At 43.7% G+C, this 20,933-nt stretch carries 18 protein-coding genes and 1 pseudogene; 3 read left to right on the forward strand and 16 right to left on the reverse strand.

The genetic code is table 11. The features are described 5' to 3' along the window. Positions 1–1,633, forward strand: a 1,633-nt coding sequence (locus tag ACW12G_RS01285; RefSeq protein ID WP_455647086.1) for an alpha-glucosidase, incomplete at its 5' end; no start/stop codon positions are given. A gap of 58 nt (positions 1,634–1,691) precedes the next feature. Here the strand turns inward: ACW12G_RS01285 and ACW12G_RS01290 are convergent. From ACW12G_RS01290 to ACW12G_RS01325, 8 genes are all read right to left on the reverse strand, one after another. Continuing rightward, positions 1,692–2,558: a YitT family protein gene (locus ACW12G_RS01290; protein WP_455647087.1), complete on the reverse strand. Its 867-nt coding sequence runs from the start codon at positions 2,556–2,558 to the stop codon at positions 1,692–1,694. A 110-nt stretch (positions 2,559–2,668) separates the two neighbouring features. Continuing rightward, positions 2,669–4,447, reverse strand: a complete 1,779-nt coding sequence (gene aspS / locus ACW12G_RS01295; RefSeq protein WP_455647088.1) for an aspartate--tRNA ligase — start codon at positions 4,445–4,447, stop codon at positions 2,669–2,671. Beyond that, a complete protein-coding gene (gene hisS, locus ACW12G_RS01300; protein WP_077283255.1) occupies positions 4,444–5,748 on the reverse strand; it encodes a histidine--tRNA ligase in 1,305 nt (434 codons plus the stop codon). The genes aspS and hisS overlap by 4 nt, the downstream gene beginning before the upstream one ends. 337 nt (positions 5,749–6,085) lie before the next feature. Next, positions 6,086–6,760, reverse strand: coding sequence for a beta-phosphoglucomutase (gene pgmB, locus ACW12G_RS01305; RefSeq protein ID WP_455647089.1), 675 nt, complete (start codon positions 6,758–6,760; stop codon positions 6,086–6,088). 12 nt (positions 6,761–6,772) lie between these two features. Further along, the gene (locus ACW12G_RS01310) at positions 6,773–7,741 is read right to left on the reverse strand and encodes an aldose epimerase family protein (protein ID WP_455647090.1); all 969 of its coding nucleotides are present in this window, start codon (positions 7,739–7,741) and stop codon (positions 6,773–6,775) included. A gap of 40 nt (positions 7,742–7,781) precedes the next feature. Continuing rightward, on the reverse strand, positions 7,782–10,049 hold the full coding sequence (locus ACW12G_RS01315; RefSeq protein ID WP_455647091.1) for a glycoside hydrolase family 65 protein: 2,268 nt from the start codon (positions 10,047–10,049) through the stop codon (positions 7,782–7,784). A 24-nt stretch (positions 10,050–10,073) separates the two neighbouring features. After that, positions 10,074–11,429 (reverse strand): SLC45 family MFS transporter, encoded by a 1,356-nt coding sequence (locus ACW12G_RS01320; RefSeq protein ID WP_455646385.1) that lies wholly within the window; start codon positions 11,427–11,429, stop codon positions 10,074–10,076. A 111-nt stretch (positions 11,430–11,540) separates the two neighbouring features. Beyond that, complete coding sequence (locus ACW12G_RS01325; protein ID WP_077282524.1) at positions 11,541–12,485, reverse strand: LacI family DNA-binding transcriptional regulator; 945 nt, start codon at positions 12,483–12,485, stop codon at positions 11,541–11,543. A 119-nt stretch (positions 12,486–12,604) separates the two neighbouring features. Here ACW12G_RS01325 and ACW12G_RS01330 point away from each other — a divergent pair, with 119 nt between their 5' ends. Then, positions 12,605–12,739 (forward strand): hypothetical protein, encoded by a 135-nt coding sequence (locus ACW12G_RS01330; protein ID WP_257784547.1) that lies wholly within the window; start codon positions 12,605–12,607, stop codon positions 12,737–12,739. A gap of 34 nt (positions 12,740–12,773) precedes the next feature. On the opposite strand, the pseudogene ACW12G_RS01335 reads toward ACW12G_RS01330, so the two are convergent. The 4 genes and pseudogenes from ACW12G_RS01335 to ACW12G_RS01350 form a co-directional block, all read right to left on the reverse strand. Further along, a pseudogene (locus tag ACW12G_RS01335) lies at positions 12,774–13,373 on the reverse strand (nitroreductase family protein). A gap of 110 nt (positions 13,374–13,483) precedes the next feature. Beyond that, positions 13,484–14,008: a GNAT family N-acetyltransferase gene (locus tag ACW12G_RS01340; RefSeq protein WP_172412909.1), complete on the reverse strand. Its 525-nt coding sequence runs from the start codon at positions 14,006–14,008 to the stop codon at positions 13,484–13,486. Between the two features lie 220 nt (positions 14,009–14,228). Further along, positions 14,229–15,428, reverse strand: a complete 1,200-nt coding sequence (locus tag ACW12G_RS01345; RefSeq protein ID WP_455647092.1) for an aminotransferase class I/II-fold pyridoxal phosphate-dependent enzyme — start codon at positions 15,426–15,428, stop codon at positions 14,229–14,231. 129 nt (positions 15,429–15,557) lie between these two features. Continuing rightward, entirely contained in the window at positions 15,558–16,691 is a 1,134-nt protein-coding gene (locus tag ACW12G_RS01350) for a THUMP domain-containing class I SAM-dependent RNA methyltransferase (RefSeq protein ID WP_455647093.1), read from the reverse strand. 59 nt (positions 16,692–16,750) lie between these two features. Between ACW12G_RS01350 and ACW12G_RS01355 the strand changes: the two genes are divergently transcribed. Then, positions 16,751–17,035, forward strand: a complete 285-nt coding sequence (locus tag ACW12G_RS01355) for a hypothetical protein (RefSeq protein ID WP_455647094.1) — start codon at positions 16,751–16,753, stop codon at positions 17,033–17,035. On the opposite strand, the gene ACW12G_RS01360 is transcribed toward ACW12G_RS01355, so the two are convergent. The 4 genes from ACW12G_RS01360 to ACW12G_RS01375 form a co-directional block, all read right to left on the reverse strand. Then, on the reverse strand, positions 17,027–17,665 hold the full coding sequence (locus tag ACW12G_RS01360) for a DnaD domain-containing protein (RefSeq protein ID WP_010004532.1): 639 nt from the start codon (positions 17,663–17,665) through the stop codon (positions 17,027–17,029). The genes ACW12G_RS01355 and ACW12G_RS01360 overlap by 9 nt on opposite strands. Positions 17,666–17,797: 132 nt before the next feature. Beyond that, positions 17,798–19,105: an asparagine--tRNA ligase gene (gene asnS, locus ACW12G_RS01365; RefSeq protein ID WP_048701901.1), complete on the reverse strand. Its 1,308-nt coding sequence runs from the start codon at positions 19,103–19,105 to the stop codon at positions 17,798–17,800. 52 nt (positions 19,106–19,157) lie between these two features. Further along, complete coding sequence (locus ACW12G_RS01370; protein WP_455647095.1) at positions 19,158–20,339, reverse strand: pyridoxal phosphate-dependent aminotransferase; 1,182 nt, start codon at positions 20,337–20,339, stop codon at positions 19,158–19,160. Positions 20,340–20,361: 22 nt separating this feature from the next. Continuing rightward, positions 20,362–20,895: a hypothetical protein gene (locus ACW12G_RS01375; RefSeq protein WP_455647096.1), complete on the reverse strand. Its 534-nt coding sequence runs from the start codon at positions 20,893–20,895 to the stop codon at positions 20,362–20,364. Positions 20,896–20,933 lie beyond the last annotated feature (38 nt).

Below are 20,933 nucleotides of genomic sequence, written 5' to 3' on the forward strand. Positions count from 1 at the left end.
GACGCCACCATGGTGGCAATCAGCGATTGGCTATCAAATATATCCACGTTCATTTCAGGATACCAATCATGATGGTATTGGCGATTTGCAAGGTATTATTAAGCGCCTACCCTATCTTAAATGGCTTGGTATTGATTTTATTTGGCTCAATCCAATTTATACCTCACCCAATGTCGACAATGGTTATGACATTGCTGATTTTCAAAACATTGCGCCAGAGTATGGGACATTATCTGATTTCAAAATGCTGATTGCAGCAGCGCACAAACAAGATATTCGTGTCATTATGGATTTAGTTGTCAACCATACATCAAATCAGCATGCTTGGTTCGAAGCAGCCAAAACGAGTCGTACTAACCCTTACCACGATTTTTATATTTGGCAACCAAACCATCATCACCAGCCACCAAACAATTGGACTAATTTTACTGGCGATAGTGTTTGGACCTATAATGAGGCAACCGATGAATGGTATTTCCACTTGTTTGCGCCAGAACAGCCTGATTTAAATTGGGAAAATCCATCTGTACAAACCGAAATGATCAATATGATAACTTGGTGGTCTGAACAAAATATTGATGGTTTTCGTCTGGATGCGCTCAGTCATCTTAAAAAAGTTTCATTTGAGACACCACAACCCACCGGTGAACATCAATTTGATATTTTTGCTAATAATCCAGGTATCGAAAAATTTTTAAAACGGTTGCATGATACTTTTCAATCACTGCATTTGATGACTGTTGGTGAAGCTGGTGGTGTGCATGCTGACACTGCGAAAAATTGGACGGGCCCACAGGGTTTCATTGACATGATTTTTGAATTAGAACATCAATCTCGTCAATCAGAAGTCCCACCACGCGCCGACATCAATCATTTATTGTCTAGTTTGACAACGTGGCAGACACAACTCAATTCCCAAGGCTGGCTAGGGTTATATCTTGAAAATCATGATCAGCCTAGATCATTAACTGTTTATGGCGATAACAAGCCTTTAGCAGCGAAAAGTTTGGCCACTTTGTTACTCACACTGCGCGGTACACCATTTATTTATCAAGGTGAGGAATTAGGCATGACCAACATGCCCTTTACTTCGCCAGATCAAATTGATGATCCACCAACTTATCATGATTTTCAACGCTTTAAGTCAACTGGGATGACAACAGATTTAGCTTTAAAAAAAGCAACAAGTTGGTCACGTGACAATGCTCGAACCCCAATGCAGTGGACCAAATTTGGCTTTTCCGACAATGCATCAGATGCTAAAAAAAACTGGTTGGTCACTAATCCTAACACGACAACGCATAATTATCAGGAGAGTCGAGAAAATCCTGATGCCATATTGAATTATTATCGTCGCTTAATTCATCTCCGTCGACATGATGACACTTTAAAATCAGGTGATTTTCAGTTAATCACTATGGCAAATACTAAAATTTTAGTGTTTACACGACATACCACCGATAGCCAACGCTTAATTATCATCAACTTGTCAGATACGGCTCAAACAATTCCCCTACCCAAACAACTACTCAAGAAAGACTGGCAGCCATTGCTAGCCACTATTAATCCTATACCAGAAATATCACCAACCCTGAACCTGCAACCATTTCAATCTATTATCTGGTATCACTAACCCGTTAAAAACACCAAAAATTAACCATCAAAAAAAGCGAATCGTCAGATTCGCTTTTTTATAGTTCTGGTTCGTAGAAACGGCCCACGGTATGTTCAATCTTCCACGTTGACGAAAAGGCATGTTCATCAACCGCCTTCATCGCTTCCCGTAACTCATACCGTTCTTGCTCGGTAATCACCGTCAATAATACGGAACGGCCTTCACCGGTATAGCCACCACGTGCATCATTAATAATGGTCACACCACGGCGCATTTTATCATAAATGCCTTGCACCATTTCATCTGGTTTGGTCGTAATGATCATGACCTGCATTTGCTGCTGACGGGTATAAAAGGCATCAATCATGCGTGAACTGACAATCACACCAACAATTGAGTACAGGGCGTATTTCCAACCGTAAGTCAAACCCGCCCCAATCATAATCAGTGCGTTAAAGCCAAGATTGACCGGGCCCATCTTAAAGCCAAACTTCTTTTTGACCAAGATACCAATCACATCAAGGCCACCCGTGCCAACCCCATAACGCAATGCCGTGCCAACAGCCATCCCATTAAGGGCGCCACCAAACAATGCGTTAATCAACGGATCAGGCGTTAACACCCGATGCGTATCAAAGAGTGGGATGAAGGCTGCACTGAGTAAAACAGCCAAAGTGGTAAAAATCGCAAATCGCCACGATAACCGCCACCAAGCAATCATCAACATAGGCAAATTAACAAAGGCCAACGCCAAGCCAACTGGAATCTGCCCACCAGATAACGTTGACACTAATTGGGCAAAACCGGTAAAACCAGAGGAGTAAATATGCCCTGGCCGCCAGAAATAATCCATGGCGACCGCGACAATAACGGCATAAAAGACCGCCCCGCCGATATGTCCGGCAACACGATGTTTCATAAAGTTGTGGAAAAATTTTCGCATGATGAATGTGCGTTAACACTTGTCCTTTTTGAATTAGAGTATGATAAATATAGCATGAATGCCCGCAAAAATATACCTCTAATCAAGATAAACGACACGCATTTTCTCATTTAGTCAGCATCAGGAACAATTAAGCCAAGATCATTCAATTGTTTACCATCCACACGTGTTGGTGCTTCCGTCATCGGTTCAGTTGCGCGTGAGTTCTTAGGGAAGGCAATTACTTCACGAATGTTATCTTGTCCCGCAAGTAACATGGCTAAACGATCCAAACCAAGCGCAATACCGCCCATTGGTGGGAAACCATATTCCATGCCTTCAAGTAAGAAGCCAAAGGCTTCATGCGCTGCTTCTGGTGTGAAGCCAAGTGCCTTGAGCATCTTTTCTTGTATATCCATGCGATGAATACGGATTGACCCTGAACCTAATTCGTACCCATTTAAGACCAAATCGTAACTTTGTGCATGGGCTTGGTGCGGATCTTCACCCTCATCAAGATAGTGCAAATCTGCCTCATTTGGCATTGTAAATGGATGGTGCGCGGCAATCCAGCGATCAAATTCTTCAGAGTATTCAAACAATGGCCAATCCACGATCCAAGCAAAGGCCCAAGGATTGTCTTGATCAATCAAATCTAAATCTTGCGCTGTTTGACGACGTAGGTAATCTAAGGTTGCTGCGACAACATCCGCACGGCCAGCACCAAACAACAACAAGTCGCCTTCTTTGGCGCCAGTAGCTGCAAGCAACGCATCTGCATCTGCTTCAGGGAAGAACTTGGCGATTGGGCCAGAAATACCATCAGCGGTTACCTTTAACCAAGCTAAGCCCTCTGCGCCAAAGCGTTCAATATATTGCGCAAGCTTGTCAATATCTTTACGTGAGTAGTGCGCCGCACCACCAGGAACGGCAATCGCTTTGACAACTCCACCACCATCTTTGACCGCATTCGCAAAGACACCAAATTCAGAATCCTTGACCGTTTCAGACAAATCCTTAAGTTCGTAAGGAATACGCAAATCAGGCTTATCCGTCCCAAAACGCGTCATCGCTTCTTCCCAAGTAAGTGTTTGAATTGCATCAGTGTCAAGATCATAACCGATGACATCATGCATCATCGTCTTCACCCACTCATTCACTAAGGCCCGAATTTCATCAGCCGACATAAATGATGTTTCTAAGTCCATTTGCGTAAATTCTGGTTGACGATCACCACGCAAATCTTCATCACGGAAGGCCCGCGCAATTTGGAAATAACGATCAAAACCAGCGCCCATCAACAATTGCTTAAACAATTGCGGTGATTGTGGCAAGGCATAAAATGAACCGGGGAAAATACGTGAAGGCACTAAGTAATCACGTGCGCCTTCTGGTGTTGACTTGGCCAAAATTGGCGTTTCAATATTGATGAAATCATTGTCATCCATAAATTTCATCGCGCTTGACATGATCTTTGAGCGAATACGAAGATTCTTTTGCATTTCTGGTCGACGTAAGTCCAAATAACGATATTGCAACTTCAATTCTTCGTTAGCGTTCACGCCATCTTCAATATAAAATGGTGGTGTCTTTGATGTAGCTAAGATTTCTGCCTCTGTAACATCAATTTCCACTTTACCCGAATGAATCTTATTGTTCACTTGGCTCGCTTCACGGTCAATAACTGTCCCTGTCACAGCAATCACGTATTCATTACGCATGGCTTCTGCCACGGCCAACGCGGCTGGATGGGTCGCGTTAAATGTGAGTTGCACAATCCCTTCACGATCACGCAAGTCAACGAAAATCAAGTCACCAAAATCACGGCGCTTTTGTACCCAACCTGATAGTGTCACAGTTTGGCCAAGATACTTTTCATCAATTAAGCCGGCATATGTTGTTCGCTTCATTGTTCTTCATCTCCTTCTGCATCAATAATTGTTGGCAAATCTGTATAAAGATCAGCTAATTTCACTGTTTGTTGCTGACCAGTTGCCATATTTTTAATCTTTGCTACGTGATCCGCTAATTCTTGTTCACCAATCGTGACCACGTACTTGCTTTGGTAACGATCAGCTGATTTAAATTGGGCTTTCGCTGAGCGCCCCAAATAATCACGTTCCGCGACGTAACCAAAACCACGAATGGCTTGCACAATTTGCATGGCTGCCACTTCTGTGTCATCACCAATATTGACAACATAAAAGTCTAGCCCTTCGGGTTCAACTGGCTTTAAACCTTTAGCCTCAAGAAGACTCACCAGGCGTTCAACGCCAATCCCAAAGCCAACACCAGGCGTTTCCGGCCCACCGAATTCTGATACAAGGCCAGAATAACGGCCGCCACCAGCAATGGTTGCTGCCCCTTTTAAGGTGTCATCCACCGTCATGATTTCAAAAATGGTATCGTTATAATAATCCAAACCACGCACCATTGTCGGATCAACTTCAAATGGAATATCAAGCGCAGTCAACAATGCTTGGACTTTTTCCCAGTGTGCTTTTGCATCATCAGAAAGATAATCCAAAATTACTGGTGCATCCGCAACAAAGACTTGATCACGGGGATCTTTAGAATCCAAGACACGCAACGGATTCTTTTCTAAACGCGCTTGTGAATCAGCGGATAGTTCATCAAAGTGGGGCTTCAAATAATCAATCAAAGCCTGACGATAAGCGTCACGGGTTGCCTTATCTCCTAAGGAATTAATGGCAACCTTCAAGTTATCCAAGCCAAGGGTTTGGAAAAAATTGATCAGCATCGCAATGATTTCAACATCAAGCGCTGGTGATGATGAGCCAAAGGCTTCTGCGCCAATTTGGTGGAATTGACGGAAACGACCAGCTTGTGGGCGTTCATAACGAAACATTGGGCCAATGTAAAAGGCTTTATACGGCTTGTCAAATTCTGGGCCATAAAGCTTATTTTCCACAAAGGCACGCACGATGCCGGCTGTGCCTTCCGGCCGCAAGGCCACATGACGATCACCCTTATCGTGGAAGTCATACATTTCTTTTGTCACCACATCAGAAGTATCCCCTGCTGAACGTGAAAAGACTTCAAAGTTTTCAAAAAGTGGTGTCCGCACCTCTTTAAAATTGTAATCGCCAAACAAAACGCGGGCTAGATTTTCAACATATTGCCATTGGGCCGTTTGTTCTGGTAACAAATCAGCTGTGCCTTTAGGGCGTTGGAAAGTTGCTTTTGCCATTTTCATTCACACGTTGTGCGACGCTTAAATTGTCGACAACGCCTACTCCTTTTATTTTTTACATTAAACCTCAAAAGCGCCCTTAACGACTAATCGTTAAGGGCGCTTTTGCACGGTACCACCTTAAATATTGACAGTACTGACTGTCACTTTGACTGCTTATCGCGCAACCACGCACTGTCTTGAACAACAGCGACCTCCAAGGTGTCACCAATCACGTCATTGTTTTGCTTACATCACCCGCAAAATTTCTAAAGGTCCAAACTGTGATTTTTCCAATTCATCGGCTTTAATATATAACCTAATCATATCGGGTCACTGCTTTAAAGTCAAGCAGTTATTTATCCATTAAAGCCGCAATGTTTTCAAGCGTCACATCTGCAGTTGTTGCAAAATTCAAGTCTCCTGCTGACAACACATTTGGATCACCAATACCCAATGATATTGCGCCAGCTGCGTTAATCGCTTCAATACCAGAAGTTGAATCTTCTAAGCCAATCGTTTGTTCTGGTGGCAATGATAAAATTTCAGCCGCCCGCACAAAGATTTCTGGATCAGGCTTACCCTTTGCAAGTGTTGCTGGATCAACAATCCCCACAAAATCATCTATCAAACCGAGGTGTTCAAGAATAAGTGGCGCATTCTTAGATGCTGAAGCAATAGCGAGTTGATACCCTGCTGCTTTAGCATTGGTAATGAAGGCCTTCATCCCCGGTAAAATATCAGCTTCTGTCAGTGTAGCAATCAATGTTTGATAGTTGCGGTTCTTTTCATCAGCCAAAACTGCTTTTTCCGCGTCACTATAAGCATCGCCCTGCCCACTTGCCTCTAAAATCAGTTGGAGAGAATCCATCCGGCTAATCCCCTTGAGGCCTTCAGCCAATTCATCTGTCCATGGTGTGCCAACTTTGTCAGCGACCTGTCGCCAAGCTTGACCATGGAACTTCGCCGTATCAGCGATCACACCATCTAGGTCAAAGAGGAAGCCCTTTATTTCTGAAAAATTAGTCATTTTTTGACTCCTTTAAATTAAATCATAAGTCACTTGATAGGTTTTCTTCGCATTTGCCGGTAACACAATATCCCCAAAGTCTGGATGATTAACCGCGTCAGGTAAGGTTTGCATTTCAATCGCAACGGCCGTCATCTGGTCACTATCCATCGCTGGATTGGTCGTAAAGACCACCACCCCGTTACGATCTGAGTCAATGGCAAGCGTCATGTCAGTCTTGGGCGAGCGTAAGATCACTGCCGGCCCTTGCCGGTCATCAGCCAAGCGCCAAGCATCATCAAAGCGGGCGTCACTAATGGGTTTTAACGTTTCAAGGTCAAATTTAGTCCCAGTGTTGTCAACCAGTGTTCCAGTTGGGATTTTAGCGTCATCAACTGCCACATGCTCACGCGCAGCAATCTGTAATTCATGCTGGCTCGCATCTTGCTGTCGCCCATCAAAGTTGAAATAAACATGGGTCATCGGATTGAATAATGTCGTTGCCGTTGATTGCCCACTGAATGTGATCGTCACACGATCAGCCTCATCCAATGTATACGTTACTTCTGCCCGCAATTCGCCGGGAAATTCTGTCACAAACGTGTGGGTAAAATGCACCGCTACTTGGTGGGCATCTTGCGTCACGGATGCTTGCCAATTCACGCGATCAAACCCATTAATACCTGAGTGCAAAACGTTTGGGCCATCATTCGGTGTTAATTTGAACGCTTCACCGTCAAATTGATAGGCCACTTGCGATAAGCGACCACCCACTGGGCCGATTGTATGCCCCACGTGGAAAGGTTGTCCCACATAGTCAGACAGCTGATCAAAATTGACCAATAATTCATGTGATTGACCAGCTTTAATCACGCGAAATGATTGCCAAGTCGCGCCATAGGTCAAAGCGGTCACTGCTGTTTGATTATCATTGACTAACGTGTACGCCGTCACTTCTTGACCATCTGGTAAATGGCCAAATACCTGCTCTTTTACTTGCATAACCCCTACCTTACTTCAAGTCAAATGTGTCACAACACGCTTACTTGTCTGACTTTGACAATGTCACTTCTTCTCCTGAAAGGTTAATTGTCAATGGGTCACCACTAATAAGTTGCACATTGGCACCAGTTTGGTCAACTGATACTTCCAAGACATGACCACGGAAGACCAAACGGAAGCTGTACTTGTCCCACTTCTTTGGCAAGAATGGCTTCAAGTGCAATTGACCATCACGAACACGCATACCAGCAAAGCCTTGGACAATTGCCAACCATGAACCTGTCATCGCTGTGATGTGAAGGCCATCTTCTGTATCGTTGTTATAGTTATCCAAATCCAAACGCGCCGCACGTTCATACATTTCAACAGCCTTATCTGACATTTCAAGATCAGCAGCCAAAATGGCGTGAACAGATGGTGACAATGATGATTCATGCACTGTCAATGGTTCGTAGAATTCAAAGTTTTGACGCTTTTCATCTTCAGTAAAGGCATCTGGGAAGTAGAACATCGCATGCAATGTATCTGATTGCTTAATATATGGTGAGCGCAAGATACGATCCCATGACCAGTTTTGGTTAATTGGGCGAATATCTTGAGGCATATCAGCAATTGGTGTCAAATCCTTATCCAAGAACGTATCGTGTTGTTCAAAGATATGGTAGTCCTTGCCCTTAAGCGTGATATCTGCTTCTGGCAAATACATCTTAGCCACAATGTCTTGCCACTTCTCAAGTTCGTCAGCTGACACATTCAAACGTGCCTTTTGATCATCTGCAATGTCATCGTAGTTATCCAACGCATACTGCAAGACCCACTTGGCCATCCAGTTAGTGTAGAAGTTGTTGTTGACGTTGTTTTCGTATTCGTTTGGTCCCGTGACACCATGAATCATGTATTGCCCGTGACGTTCAGAATAGTGCACACGATCAGCCCAGAAACGCGCAATGTTGTACAAAACTTGCGCCCCATCACCTGTCAACCATGAACGATCACCGGTAATGTTAGTGTAGTTATAAATCGCATAAGCAATCGTTGAATTACGGTGAATTTCTTCAAACGTAATTTCCCATTCGTTGTGTGATTCAATGCCATCAAAGGTTACCATTGGATACAAAGCACCTGCTAGGCCTTGTTCCTTAGCGTTATGGAAAGCACCATCAAGTTGATCAAAACGATATTGCAACAATGACCGTGTCACTTCAGGTTCAGCAACCCCAAGGTAAACTGGGATGGCAAACGCTTCCGTATCCCAGTACGTTGCCCCACCATACTTTTCGCCAGTGAAGCCCTTTGGTCCAATGTTCAAGCGTGGATCGTTACCGTAGTAAGTTGAGAACAATTGGAAGAGATTGAAGCGAATACCTTGTTGGGCGGCATCGTCCCCTTCAATTTGAACATCGGCCTTTTCCCAACGGTTAGCCCATTCTTGGGTGTGTGCTGTATACAAGTCATCATAGCTTTGTCCTGCAATCGCTTGCGTAATTTCAGCACCTGCAGCGACCACGGCATCCAAATCCGCATAATCACGTGATGTTGTCACGACAACACGCTTTTCAAATGTCACTTCGCCGGCTGCTGGCACTGTCAACTCAAAGTGATCAGTCACTTCGGTTGCTGTTTGTGATGCCGTTTGGTTGTCACCACCGAAAAAGCTTTGACGGGCTACTACTGTAAATTGTGGCACGCCAAATGGATTTTCAACCGTTTGTGTGGCAATAAATGAGGCATCACCGTCATGACCAGCTGACAAAACTTGCCAGAACTTTTCATCATAGTTTGAATCTTCATTGACAACATCTGCATCAATACTTGCGTCAAAGCGCACTTGATGGGCCTGACCATCCGCTGATTCAAACGTGTAATGCAAGACGGCTAATTCCTTTTGTGCGACTGAAATCAAACGGGTTACCGTCACTTTGACACCAAATACCGTAAAGGTACGGTTTAAGACACCCTTTTGCATATCCAATGACAACTCAAAGTCTTGAACATCATTTTTCGCCAAGTCCACTTGTTGGTCATCGATATAGAAATCTGCTTTAACAAAATTCAAAGCATTAATTGCCTTACCGAAGTAGTGTGGATAACCATTCTTCCACCAACCAACACGTGTTTTGTCGGGGAACCAGACACCACCAATATAAATACCTTGGTGCGTATCACCAGAATACACTTCTTCAAACATGCCACGCATGCCCATATATTCATTTCCCAAACTGGTCATTGATTCCTGAAGACGCTTGTCTTGTGGATTCAATTCGTGGGTTGTGACTGTCCAGGGATTAACTTCAAAAATTCTTTTCATTTGTTTTATACCTCATTACGTTTATTATACATCAGCATTAACTGGGTTACTGTGAATTTCCTTAATAAAGGCAACACTTAAGGCCCCAAGGAACATCAAGATACCAGATACCAAAATCATGACTGGGAAGCTTGAACCCAAAGCTGGGAACAATGCGAAGCTGGCAACTGAAGCCACGATTTGTGGCAAGCAGATTGAGCCGTTAAACAAGCCCAAGTATGTGCCCATGTGATCCCCTGGCAACGCATTTGTCACCATGATGAATGGGTAAGTCATCATACCGGCCCATGAAATACCAATTAAGATAAATGACACAATCAACAAGTATTGTGAGTGGACAAAGAATACTGACGCAAAACCAATTGCGCCCAAGAAGAGTGACAAAGCATAACCTAGCTTGTTACGTGAAGCTGGAATCTTTGACAAAACAAGTGACCAAACGACGGCTGCAACCGCGTAAACGGCTGACATGATACCAAACCAGTTACCACCGTTTTGGTAACCTGCTGTTGTTGGATCAGTCGCATTGAAAATGTTATCAGCGACCGCACCAGTACCATAAGTCCAAAGGTATTGGAAAGCCATCCAGCAGAAGAATTGTGTGACTGTTACTGTCCAGAAAGTCTTTGGGGCACGCTTGAGCAAAGCGAAGAAATCACCATTACCATTTTCAGCTGTGTTCAAAGCATAACCATGGTAAAGTTCGTATGTGGCATCGTCATATTCTTTGACATTAAATACGGCGATCAATGAGAAGATAACCAACACAATGGCACCAACATAGAATGAAATGACAACAGAAGCAGGCACTTCACCCTTTGGCGCCGTGTTAGCAACACCAACTGCTGTCAGCAAGAATGGGAAGATTGTTGCTAAGACTGAACCCGTATTTGAGAGGAAACTCTGGATTGAGTATGCGTATGACTTCTGATCTTCGTTGACCATGTCACCAACAACCATTTTGAAGGGTTGCATTGCCACGTTAGAACTCAAATCCATGAACAAAATTGTAATGGCACCAAACCATAGACCAGCCGTTGTTGAGAAGCCGAAACTACCTGAGTTTGGCAACAAGAACATCACAACAACTGAGACCAATGCCCCGACCAATAGGTAAGGCATGCGGCGGCCAAAGCGCTTTGTCCATGTGTGGTCTGAGAAGTAACCCACAATTGGCTGAACAAAGAGTCCAGCAAGTGGTGGTAGGATAAAGAAGAATCCTAATTTTGTGGGGTCAGCCCCAAGTGTTTGAAAGATACGTCCCATTTGTGAACTCTGCAATGAGAACGCCATCTGTACGCCTAAGAAACCAAAACTCAACATCCAAATTGTACTTAATGGCAAATTTGGTAGGCCTTGTCCTTTTTGCTTGTTAACCATAATCGTCTCCTTAAATAAAACATATAATATTGTAAGCGTTTACAGTTATTAGTATAAAACATGATGTCAAAAAATGAAACCGCTTTCGCGGTGTTAACGGTAACATGTTTTTTAGTGGCGCGTTGTGTCTCGAATAATCAAATCTGGCGCTAAACGCTGCATCCCTAGCTCCCCATTATTGAGTTGTAAAAACAAATTATCCACCAAAGCTTGCGCAATTTGTTCAAAGGGTTGTCGAATCGTCGTTAATTGTGGTGACGTAATTTGATCAATGAAGACGCCATCAAAACCGACCACCCCATACTTATCCGGTATGCCATGATTTCGTCCCAATGCTCGGACAACGCCCAAGGCAATCCGGTCGGTTGCACAAACAATGCCAGTGTTTTCTGGTAAATGTGGCATCAAATTATCAATCAATCGTTCGGCCTCATGCGAGTGATTAGCGACCGTATACACCCGCGATACGCGTTTATTCGCAGCCATGGTAGCTAAATAACCCTGTTCGCGTTCGCGCATAAATGGCAAATCAACCTGCATGCCAATGTATATAATTTTGTCATAACCGGCCTGAATCAAATGCTGGGTTGCTAACGTTGTCCCGAGACGGTTATCACTATCCACAAAGGCCATATCATGATCAAGCGGTGATTCTCCATATAAGACAACTGGTACATTTAAGGCCTCTAAAGCGGCCAAATCTGCATGTCGCCAACCACTCACAATCACCCCATCAATTTGGTGATTGTCCTGAATTTTGGTACTAATTTGTAAGGTATAGCCTTTTTTATTTAAGAGATCAGCTAGTTGTAGTAGTAAAATCGCATAGTTCGGTTCAACCGTCACGACATCTTCTAAGACTAGAAATTCAATCACGTAGTGCCGATTTGTCACCAGTGCTTGGGCCATTCGATTAGGTTGATAACCAACGGCTTCAATTGCTGCGCGGACGGCGTCTCGCACTTCTTTTGAAACTTTCTCCGGATGATTGATCACCCGACTCACTGTCATTTTAGAAACATGCGCACGATGTGCGACATCTGCTAAATTTGCCATGTTAACTCCTTTATGTTGCTTATGTTTTTCATTTTACCATGACCCGTCAAGTAAACCACTGCCCTATATTTCGCCGTTAGAATAAGGTATACTATTAGAGACACAAAAGGATGGAAAATATGGGACGTTATCAGATTGACTTTAAACAAAAACAAGCCGACGCCAAATACAAGTCGGGACAACAAACACAATTAACAAAGGCTGAAAAAATTGCAGCCATCAAGGCAAAGTTGACACAGCAAAAAAGCAAGTAATCCTTATTTAGGATTACTTGCTTTTTAAATGAGTTTAATTAAAAAATTTGAAACGCTCTGCATCGCTCATCATGTCTTTTTCACTAGCAGCTGCTTCAATTGAGCCAAATGGCATCTGGGCGCGTAACCGCCAGTTGTCAGGAATATCAAAGGCCGCAGCGACTGCTTCATCAATCAACGGATTGTAGTGTTGCAATGATGCGCCTAATCCAGCTTCCGTCAACGCAAGCCAAGTGGCATATTCAGCCATGCCATGCCCTTGTTCTGACCAATCGTAGAAGTTTTCCGCATAAAGTGGAATTTGTTCTTCATACATTTTAACCACGTCGGTATCAGTATAGAACAATACTGTTCCGAAACCGGCCTTAAAGGCGTGGTTAATCTTAGCCAACGTTTGCTGATACGCTGCTTCATCTGGCACTTCTTGTTGTAACCGTTGCGCTGTCATATCCCACAACTTTTCATGGGCGTCACCCATCAAAACAACGGCACGAACCGATTGGTTGTTAAAGGATGTTGGTGACTGCTTCACAGCTGACTTCACCAAATCATATAAGGCTTAAGGCGTTTGTGTAACTTGTCGTCCTAACGCATAGATTGAGCGACGTTTTGTTTGTAGATCCGTAAAAGACATGGTGTATGTTTTATAGCAGGGCTAAACCATACTATTACCTTTCCAATAAATTATCACTTTGTGATAGTTCTATCATACCAACTGACTTAAAATAAGTAAACAGCGGCCACTTATAATACCAGTTGATAAGCCCAACGGATGTTGTGATCTTCACCTTCTTGGATGTACACATGCCCTTGTTTTTGAAAACCATTACCAGTAATCACGGCTTGCATGGCAAAGTTTTCTGGATGCGTATCAATTCTAAAATCGCGTTGATTTTGTGCGTAAAAGTATGACAAAATTGCTGTCATAAAACGCTGAGCAAGTTTTTGACCACGGAATTCATTTGACATCGCAAAGCGATGTAGCGTGACATAGCATTTATCATCATTCTGCCATTGGCCAGCCTCGATTACACCATAAACTGGATCTTCTCCGACAATGACGGCCGCATAGCCAGCAATTGTTTCATCCACAACTAGCACATAACCTTGTTTTAACTCTAAATCGGTAGCAATTGTATCTTGATTGGGATACCCCATTTGCCATTGGTTAAGGCCTTGTTGCTTCAAATACTCTCGTCCATTATCGATGATTGCTTTGATGTCGTGCAAGTCATCTGCGTGCGCTTGGCGCATGTATACTGCTGGCATATTTCCAAAGTATTCAGGGAATATTCTTTAAACCTCACGTTTATTCAACTCCATGGTTTGACTCATTCACGTCGTCATTGATTGCCCGAATACGTTTCCTCCATTTTGGTAGTTCATTCCAAATTAACACAGCTGCTTTGTCATAAAACTGACAAAACAGCTGAGTTAATCATTTAATTCTACCATGATAGCCAGCAAAAAAAAACAAGTTTATGCACCTTTAATCAGCTGTTGCGCGCGCCGAAGTGGCATAGCTTTTCAAACGCGACATGGCGTCAACCAGCATGGCCATGCTCGCCGCATAACTGATGCGAATATAACCTTCGCCACCAGGCCCAAAACCGGAACCCGCCACAACAGCAAGCCGTTCTCGAGCTACTAATTCATTGGCAAACACCACGTCATCTTGGCCTAAATCAGCTGAAATTTTAGCAAAAATATAAAAGGCACCGTTTGGACGCACCATATCAAAGCCAAGAGCCGTCAATTCAGTGACTAAAAAGTCACGCCGTGCCTGATAGGCCGCCTTCATACGCTGGGTATCCGCCAAACTACGCGCACAATTGAAAGCTTCGGTCGCCGCGGCCATCGCCGGATTAGATGGGGTCATAATCACAAATCCGTGGACTTTATTAATCTGAGCAATTAACGCTGCTGGCCCAGCCAAAATCCCAATGCGATAACCCGTCATAGCGTGTGATTTGGACACACCATTCACAACAATGGTTTGTTGTGGCAAATAAGTCGCCATGGAGGCGTGTTCCCCTTCATATTGTAGTTCTGAATAAATTTCATCTGAAATCACCAAAACAGACGTTTCTTTTAGCACGTCCGCTAACGCCTGCATTTCTGCTGCCGTATAAGTCGCTCCCGTCGGATTCGATGGATTGGTTAGGAGTAAGACTTTGATGCGGGGATGCGTTGCTAACACCGCGCGCAAACGCTGTGGGGTTAAAATAAAATCATCCTGCGACACATCAACTAATAACGGCTCGCCACCATTGAGGTGTGTCATTTCGGCATATACTGGGTAAGCTGGTGTGGGAATTAACACCTCATCGCCTGGATTTAAGACCGCTGAGAGAATTGTAAACAGGCCTTCAGTGGCACCAACGGTTGTTAAAATTTCCGTGGTTGCGTTGTAATTTAATTGGTAGCGTTCAGCCAAAAATTGCTGAGCTGCCTGTCGCAAAGCCAGTGAGCCCGCAGAGACCGAATAATGAGAATCATCCGCTTCAATGGCAGCCACAGCGGCAGCTTTAATATGGTCTGGGACTGGAAAATCAGGTTCACCAATTGTTAACTTTAAGATATTTGGCAAATGACTGACTTGTTCACTAAAGGTGTGAATTGGACTAGGGACTACTTGTTGCAAACGATCAGAAAAAATGTTTGCTAGTGCAGGATTTGTTTCAACCATAATTACGCCTCATTTCTTACATATTCAATATTGTTAACCATTCTACCAATATCATACAAAAAAACACGGGTGATCACGTAAAAATAAAAAAGCAAAATTTATGCAGGTTGCACAAATTTTGCTTTATTTTTATTTGGCACGCTTGCCCCAATACTGGAAGTAATCGACGCGCATTGCCCCGTTGTAGAGCTTACGACGCTTCGTTGCTTTCTCACCATAAGCATTTTCAAAGTCTAAATCACTCGTTAAAATATACTTACTCCAACTTGGCAATTGGCGATAAACATCCCCCATTTGCGCATATAGTTCACGCGCTGCATCTAATTCACCCAAGCGTTCACCGTATGGTGGGTTGGCTACAATTACGCCATTTTCTTTGTCTGTCGTCCAATCTTTGGCCGCCAGTTGCTTAAAGACAATATCTTGTCCAAGGCCGGCATGCTTCGCATTTTCAATCGCAATTTGCACCATATTTTCATCGATATCAAAGCCTTGAATATCCAATGTCCGGTCATAATCTGCTTGTGCTTCTGCTTCATCACGCACCGTCTCAGACAATGTCTTATCAAACCAATCCATTTGCTCAATATCAAAGTCACGAATCAAGCCAGGGGCAATATTTCGGCCAATCAAAGCGGCTTCAATTGCTAATGTCCCAGACCCCGTCGTTGGATCGACAAATGGTCGATCTGGATGCCAATTCGTCAACAAAACCAACGCTGCGGCAAAGTTTTCCTTTAACGGCGCCCCACCTTTATTGACACGATAGCCACGTTTAAACAATGATGGGCCCGTCGTATCCAATGTGACAATCACATGATCCTTGTCGATCATGACTTCAAGCTGCGCAAAGTAGCCATTTTCAGGTAAACGTGTCCGAATATGGTACGCTTCTTGTAAGCGATTAACGATCGCCTTTTTCGTAATGGCTTGCACGTCTGGTACACTAAAGAGTTCTGACTTCTTAGACCGTCCGGCCACTGGGAATTCTGAATCGTAGTTCAGATAATCTTCCCATGGCAAGGCTTTGACGCCTTCAAATAAGTCGTCAAATGTTGTCGCATCAAATTCACCAACGATGATTTTCACACGGTCAGCTGTTCGTAACCAAATATTAGCGTTTAAAATGTCACGCGCTGTGCCATCAAAACGGACACGATAATTTTCGACCTTTGGGTCATAACCCAAGCGTTCTAATTCTTTGCCGACTAATGACTCAAGCCCTGCCGCAGCAGTTGCCATTAAATGATATGTTTTTTCCATTTGTTTTCCTTTATACTAATTAAGTCACATCACGTGACGATAGGTAGGTTTAATTGCACATGAAATTGATTGATTTAACACAACTCACACACTATATGTCCCCAAAAAGTCGTTTATATTGGCAAGATGCGTCGGCAATTTTACCCGTTGCCCAGGTTAAATTTGCCACATCTGGTCCCAATTTGATGATCGTAACCGGCCAGCATCCCATGACGTTATCCCAATTGCAAACACGCCTGCAAGATATGAGCAGCGAAACACAATTATTTGCGCCAGATGGCCAACCAATTTTTGGGTTTCACTTACAGTTAGAACACCCCGTCCCACACATTACTTTAAAATAAATTGTCATATGTGTAGGTTACGCCGCGCCGCTTTTGCTTTGCAATTTGCGCTTGGGTGGCTGTTTTAACGTTGTCCCGTTGCCAATTCACCAAAATTGTTTCAATATAACGTAAACTACGCGCATTGTTGGCAACAGCTTCTTGAATGGCTAATAACATCAAGTCTGGTTCAAAATGATCTTGATCAAACCAATGGCCAACCGTCTGCATTTCCATCGGTGTCAATGGCCGACCAAATTCAGCCTCCAACGTTTGGAAAATCTCACGGCGCGTCGATTTTCCATCAGACATAATGGGTTGCACACTAATTTGTTGCCCTTGCAGCAATTTGGCAATCATCGGCGTGAAATCATACGTTTCTACTTGTTTCGTGGTCGCAGCAATCACCATCAGCTCACGCGTAATCAAACTTTTCAAGCGGGCAACCACGACATTTTCAGTCACGTGTAAAATTTGCGCTAAAATTTTAGGCGTCGCAGCATCCCCTTGGCTTTGGATACGTGTTACCTGTAAATATAAGGCTAAATCATCATTATCCATCCCAATTTCTTGGTAGTGTTGCAACAAATCATTACTAATTGCCGTTTGACCTGCTTGAATATATTGCTGTAATCGTTGATCTAATACCATCTGTCAACCTACTTTAATTCCAATACCGTTATAAAAACGTCCAAGTTAAGCTTGGACGTTTTTATCATCTACTTTAGTCTAACATGTTTTGATCAGGGACGCTGAACAAAAGCTGTCTTCGCCCTTTAAAAATTATGGTCGGATACGATTAGTCATTCGTGGGAACGGAATCGCTTCACGAATATGTTCTTCACCCGTGACAAATGTCACCATGCGTTCTAACCCTAAACCAAAGCCTGAGTGTGGCACTGAACCAAACTTACGCAAATCCAAATACCAGTTGTATTCCTCAAGGTCTAAGCCTTGTTCTTCAATGCGCATCTTCAAGTATTCGTAGTCAGTATCACGTTCTGACCCACCGATAATTTCCCCATAACCTTCTGGTGCCAATAAGTCGGCAGACACAACAACATCATCACGTGTTGCGTGACGCTTCATATAGAAGGCTTTGATTGCCTTTGGGAAATTGATAATAAAGACTGGTTTAGCAAAGTGATTAGCCAAGAATGTTTCTTCTGGTGACCCAAAGTCAACACCCCATTCAATATCAAAGCCATTGTCTTGCAACAACTTCACTGCATCATCATAACTGATACGTGGGTAAGGTAGCTCCGTGTAAGACGCCAACAATGCCTTGTCTCGACCAAGAATATCAAGCTCTTGTTCATTGCGTTCCAAGACTTTTGAAATCAAGAATGAAATATAGCGTTCTTGCAATTCAAGACTCTCTTCTTGATGCATGAAGGCCATTTCTGGTTCGACCATCCAGAATTCTGTCAAATGACGACGTGTCTTTGACTTTTCTGCACGGAATGTTGGGCCAAAAGTAAAGACTTTACCGAAGGCCATGGCGCCTGCTTCAGCATACAATTGTCCTGTTTGTGACAAAAAGGCTGATTCACCAAAGTAATCCGTTTCAAACAATTCCGTTGTGCCTTCTGGGGCAGAACCCGTCAAAAGTGGTGAATCCAACTTTGTAAAGCCTTCGTTGTTAAAGAATTCATACGTTGCGGCAATCAACGTATTCCGGATCTTCAATGTAGCAAATGGCTTCAAATGACGCAGGTAGAGGTGCCGTTCATCAAACAAGAAGTCTGTCCCGTGCTCTTTTGGCGTGATGGGATAATCATGGCTTTCACCAATGACTTCAATATCAGATACCGCCATTTCATAGCCAAATGATGATCGCGCATCTTCACGGATTTCCCCTGTCACGTACAGACTTGTTTCTTGCTTTAACCCTTTAGCCAGTTCAAAAACTGATTCCGGCACATCTGCTTTGGCTACCACAGCTTGAAAGAATGCTGTCCCATCGCGTAATTGCAAAAAGGCCAACTTACCTGAACCGCGCTTTTGACGAAGCCAAGCTCCAATCTTGACCGTTTGGCCAACATAGTTTTTAGCATCGATAATTTGAATTGTGGGAATATCTTGTGACATGATCATATACACGTGGTTTGTTACTGCACCACCTGCTTCTCCTCTATTTTAATTAAATGTATTGTTGAAAAAATTCAGTTAAACGACGAACAGCTTCGTCCAAAACTGCTTGGTCTTTGGCATAGCCCATCCGCAAATAACCTGGCATCCCGAAACCTTCACCAGATGGCATGGCCACGCGTGCTTCTTTCAAGATTTTCATCGACAGTTCACTAGTATCAGCTACCCCAGCCGCCGTCAGTACTTGTGGCTCAACCTTTGGAAATAGGTAGAAAGCACCTTCGGGCTTGACGGCCACTTCAAGGCCTGGCACGTTGTTAAGGGCGTCGAACGTGGCGTTCAAGCGCTTCTCAAAGGCTTGTCGCATCACTTCAACAGATGATTGATCCCCTGTCAATGCCGCAATCGCCGCATATTGTGCAACTGCTGTTGGATTTGATGTCATGTGATCCAACAACTTGTTCATTGCGACAATCACCTCGGAACTGGCTAACGTCCAGCCAATCCGCCAACCGGTCATCGCATAAGCTTTTGACACCCCATCAACGATAATCATCCGGCTATTTTCAAGCGGTTGAAGTTGCAAGCCTGACGTGAATGTTGCGCCGTTATAAACGAGCTGACCATAGATTTCATCCAAAATGACATACGTGTCATTTTCATTAGCCCAGGCCAAAATCGCTTGTAATTCGTCACGCGTATAAACTTGGCCGGTCGGGTTAGTTGGTGAATTCACAATAATGGCCTTAACCGGTGTTGTCAACGCCGCGAGATCAGCTACCGTTAACTTCAAAGAGGCATTATCTGGCCCAATTGTTTGCAATAGGCCGCCAGCGAGCTTAATTTGTTCAACATAGCTGACCCAAAGTGGTGCCGCTGCAACCACAACGTCGCCTGGATTTAAGAGCACCTGCATCAACGCATAAAGTGATAATTTAGCCCCAGTCGTCACCGTCACATTGTTACGGGCGATGGTGGCATCGTACCGTTGCTGTACGTGATCTACAATGGCCTGCTTTAAAGCATCTAATCCACTTGTTGGCGTATAAAAGCTGGTTTGATGAGCTTCAATCGCCGCAATCGCTGCTTGAGCAATGTGTTCAGGTGTTTGAAAATCTGATTCGCCAACACCCAAATTAATCACATCAATCCCATCGGCTTGCATGGCCTTGGCTAAACGACTCATTGCCAAGGTAGCGGCGGCTTCGACTGCTTGTGCTCTTTCCGAAATCATTTTTTCTCCTCGTTCCTATTACTTACAGGCCGTTAATAACCCGATAAGGTTTTCCAGTTTTAAAATCTAAGGTCAGGTAATTTAAAGCATTATTTTGCCCCTTATAACTGACTTCCCATACCAACGTTTTTTTGTACTCGCTGATATTTGCAGAATAAATTTTCTTTGGCTGATACGTTTTCAGCAATAATTGTCCTAATTGCTGATTGGTCATCCCATCTCGTCGATCATAAACCGTGACGCGCGAACTATTGCCATGGACAATGGCGACTTTTTCTTGACCACGAGCCGTTGTCCCAACAACCGCATAAGTCGTTCCTTTACGATAATCAGCACTAATTTGCTTAACCGTCGCGATGTCTGTTTTGGCCTTCACCAATTTTTGTAATCGCGCCTCATCTTGTCGCATCGGACTTAACGACACATAAAAGTAACCTAACGTAATGGCTGCCACGACAATTCCGATGCCCGCCCCGACAAACCAAATCCGCGCCCAATGAACGTGGGAACGGCGTTGACGTTGGCGGATTCGAATATCACCTTTAAATTGCATCATTTTGTTTAGTCCTCCAACGCATAGCTAGATTTATTATA

It is taken from the genome of Leuconostoc sp. (assembly GCF_965300815.1).

What these genes read in the sequence shown, in the direction of transcription:
- ACW12G_RS01320 (WP_455646385.1), bottom strand. Translation starts at nt 11,429, where the DNA reads ATGGTTAACAAGCAAAAAGGACAAGGCCTACCAAATTTGCCATTAAGT.
- ACW12G_RS01340 (WP_172412909.1), bottom strand. Translation starts at nt 14,008, where the DNA reads ATGCCAGCAGTATACATGCGCCAAGCGCACGCAGATGACTTGCACGAC.
- ACW12G_RS01310 (WP_455647090.1), bottom strand. Translation starts at nt 7,741, where the DNA reads ATGCAAGTAAAAGAGCAGGTATTTGGCCATTTACCAGATGGTCAAGAA.
- ACW12G_RS01350 (WP_455647093.1), bottom strand. Translation starts at nt 16,691, where the DNA reads ATGGAAAAAACATATCATTTAATGGCAACTGCTGCGGCAGGGCTTGAG.
- asnS (WP_048701901.1), bottom strand. Translation starts at nt 19,105, where the DNA reads ATGTCACAAGATATTCCCACAATTCAAATTATCGATGCTAAAAACTAT.
- ACW12G_RS01355 (WP_455647094.1), top strand. Translation starts at nt 16,751, where the DNA reads ATGAAATTGATTGATTTAACACAACTCACACACTATATGTCCCCAAAA.
- ACW12G_RS01345 (WP_455647092.1), bottom strand. Translation starts at nt 15,428, where the DNA reads ATGGTTGAAACAAATCCTGCACTAGCAAACATTTTTTCTGATCGTTTG.
- pgmB (WP_455647089.1), bottom strand. Translation starts at nt 6,760, where the DNA reads ATGACTAATTTTTCAGAAATAAAGGGCTTCCTCTTTGACCTAGATGGT.
- ACW12G_RS01370 (WP_455647095.1), bottom strand. Translation starts at nt 20,339, where the DNA reads ATGATTTCGGAAAGAGCACAAGCAGTCGAAGCCGCCGCTACCTTGGCA.
- ACW12G_RS01290 (WP_455647087.1), bottom strand. Translation starts at nt 2,558, where the DNA reads ATGCGAAAATTTTTCCACAACTTTATGAAACATCGTGTTGCCGGACAT.
- ACW12G_RS01315 (WP_455647091.1), bottom strand. Translation starts at nt 10,049, where the DNA reads ATGAAAAGAATTTTTGAAGTTAATCCCTGGACAGTCACAACCCACGAA.
- aspS (WP_455647088.1), bottom strand. Translation starts at nt 4,447, where the DNA reads ATGAAGCGAACAACATATGCCGGCTTAATTGATGAAAAGTATCTTGGC.
- ACW12G_RS01325 (WP_077282524.1), bottom strand. Translation starts at nt 12,485, where the DNA reads ATGGCAAATTTAGCAGATGTCGCACATCGTGCGCATGTTTCTAAAATG.
- ACW12G_RS01375 (WP_455647096.1), bottom strand. Translation starts at nt 20,895, where the DNA reads ATGATGCAATTTAAAGGTGATATTCGAATCCGCCAACGTCAACGCCGT.
- hisS (WP_077283255.1), bottom strand. Translation starts at nt 5,748, where the DNA reads ATGGCAAAAGCAACTTTCCAACGCCCTAAAGGCACAGCTGATTTGTTA.
- ACW12G_RS01360 (WP_010004532.1), bottom strand. Translation starts at nt 17,665, where the DNA reads ATGGTATTAGATCAACGATTACAGCAATATATTCAAGCAGGTCAAACG.
- ACW12G_RS01330 (WP_257784547.1), top strand. Translation starts at nt 12,605, where the DNA reads ATGGGACGTTATCAGATTGACTTTAAACAAAAACAAGCCGACGCCAAA.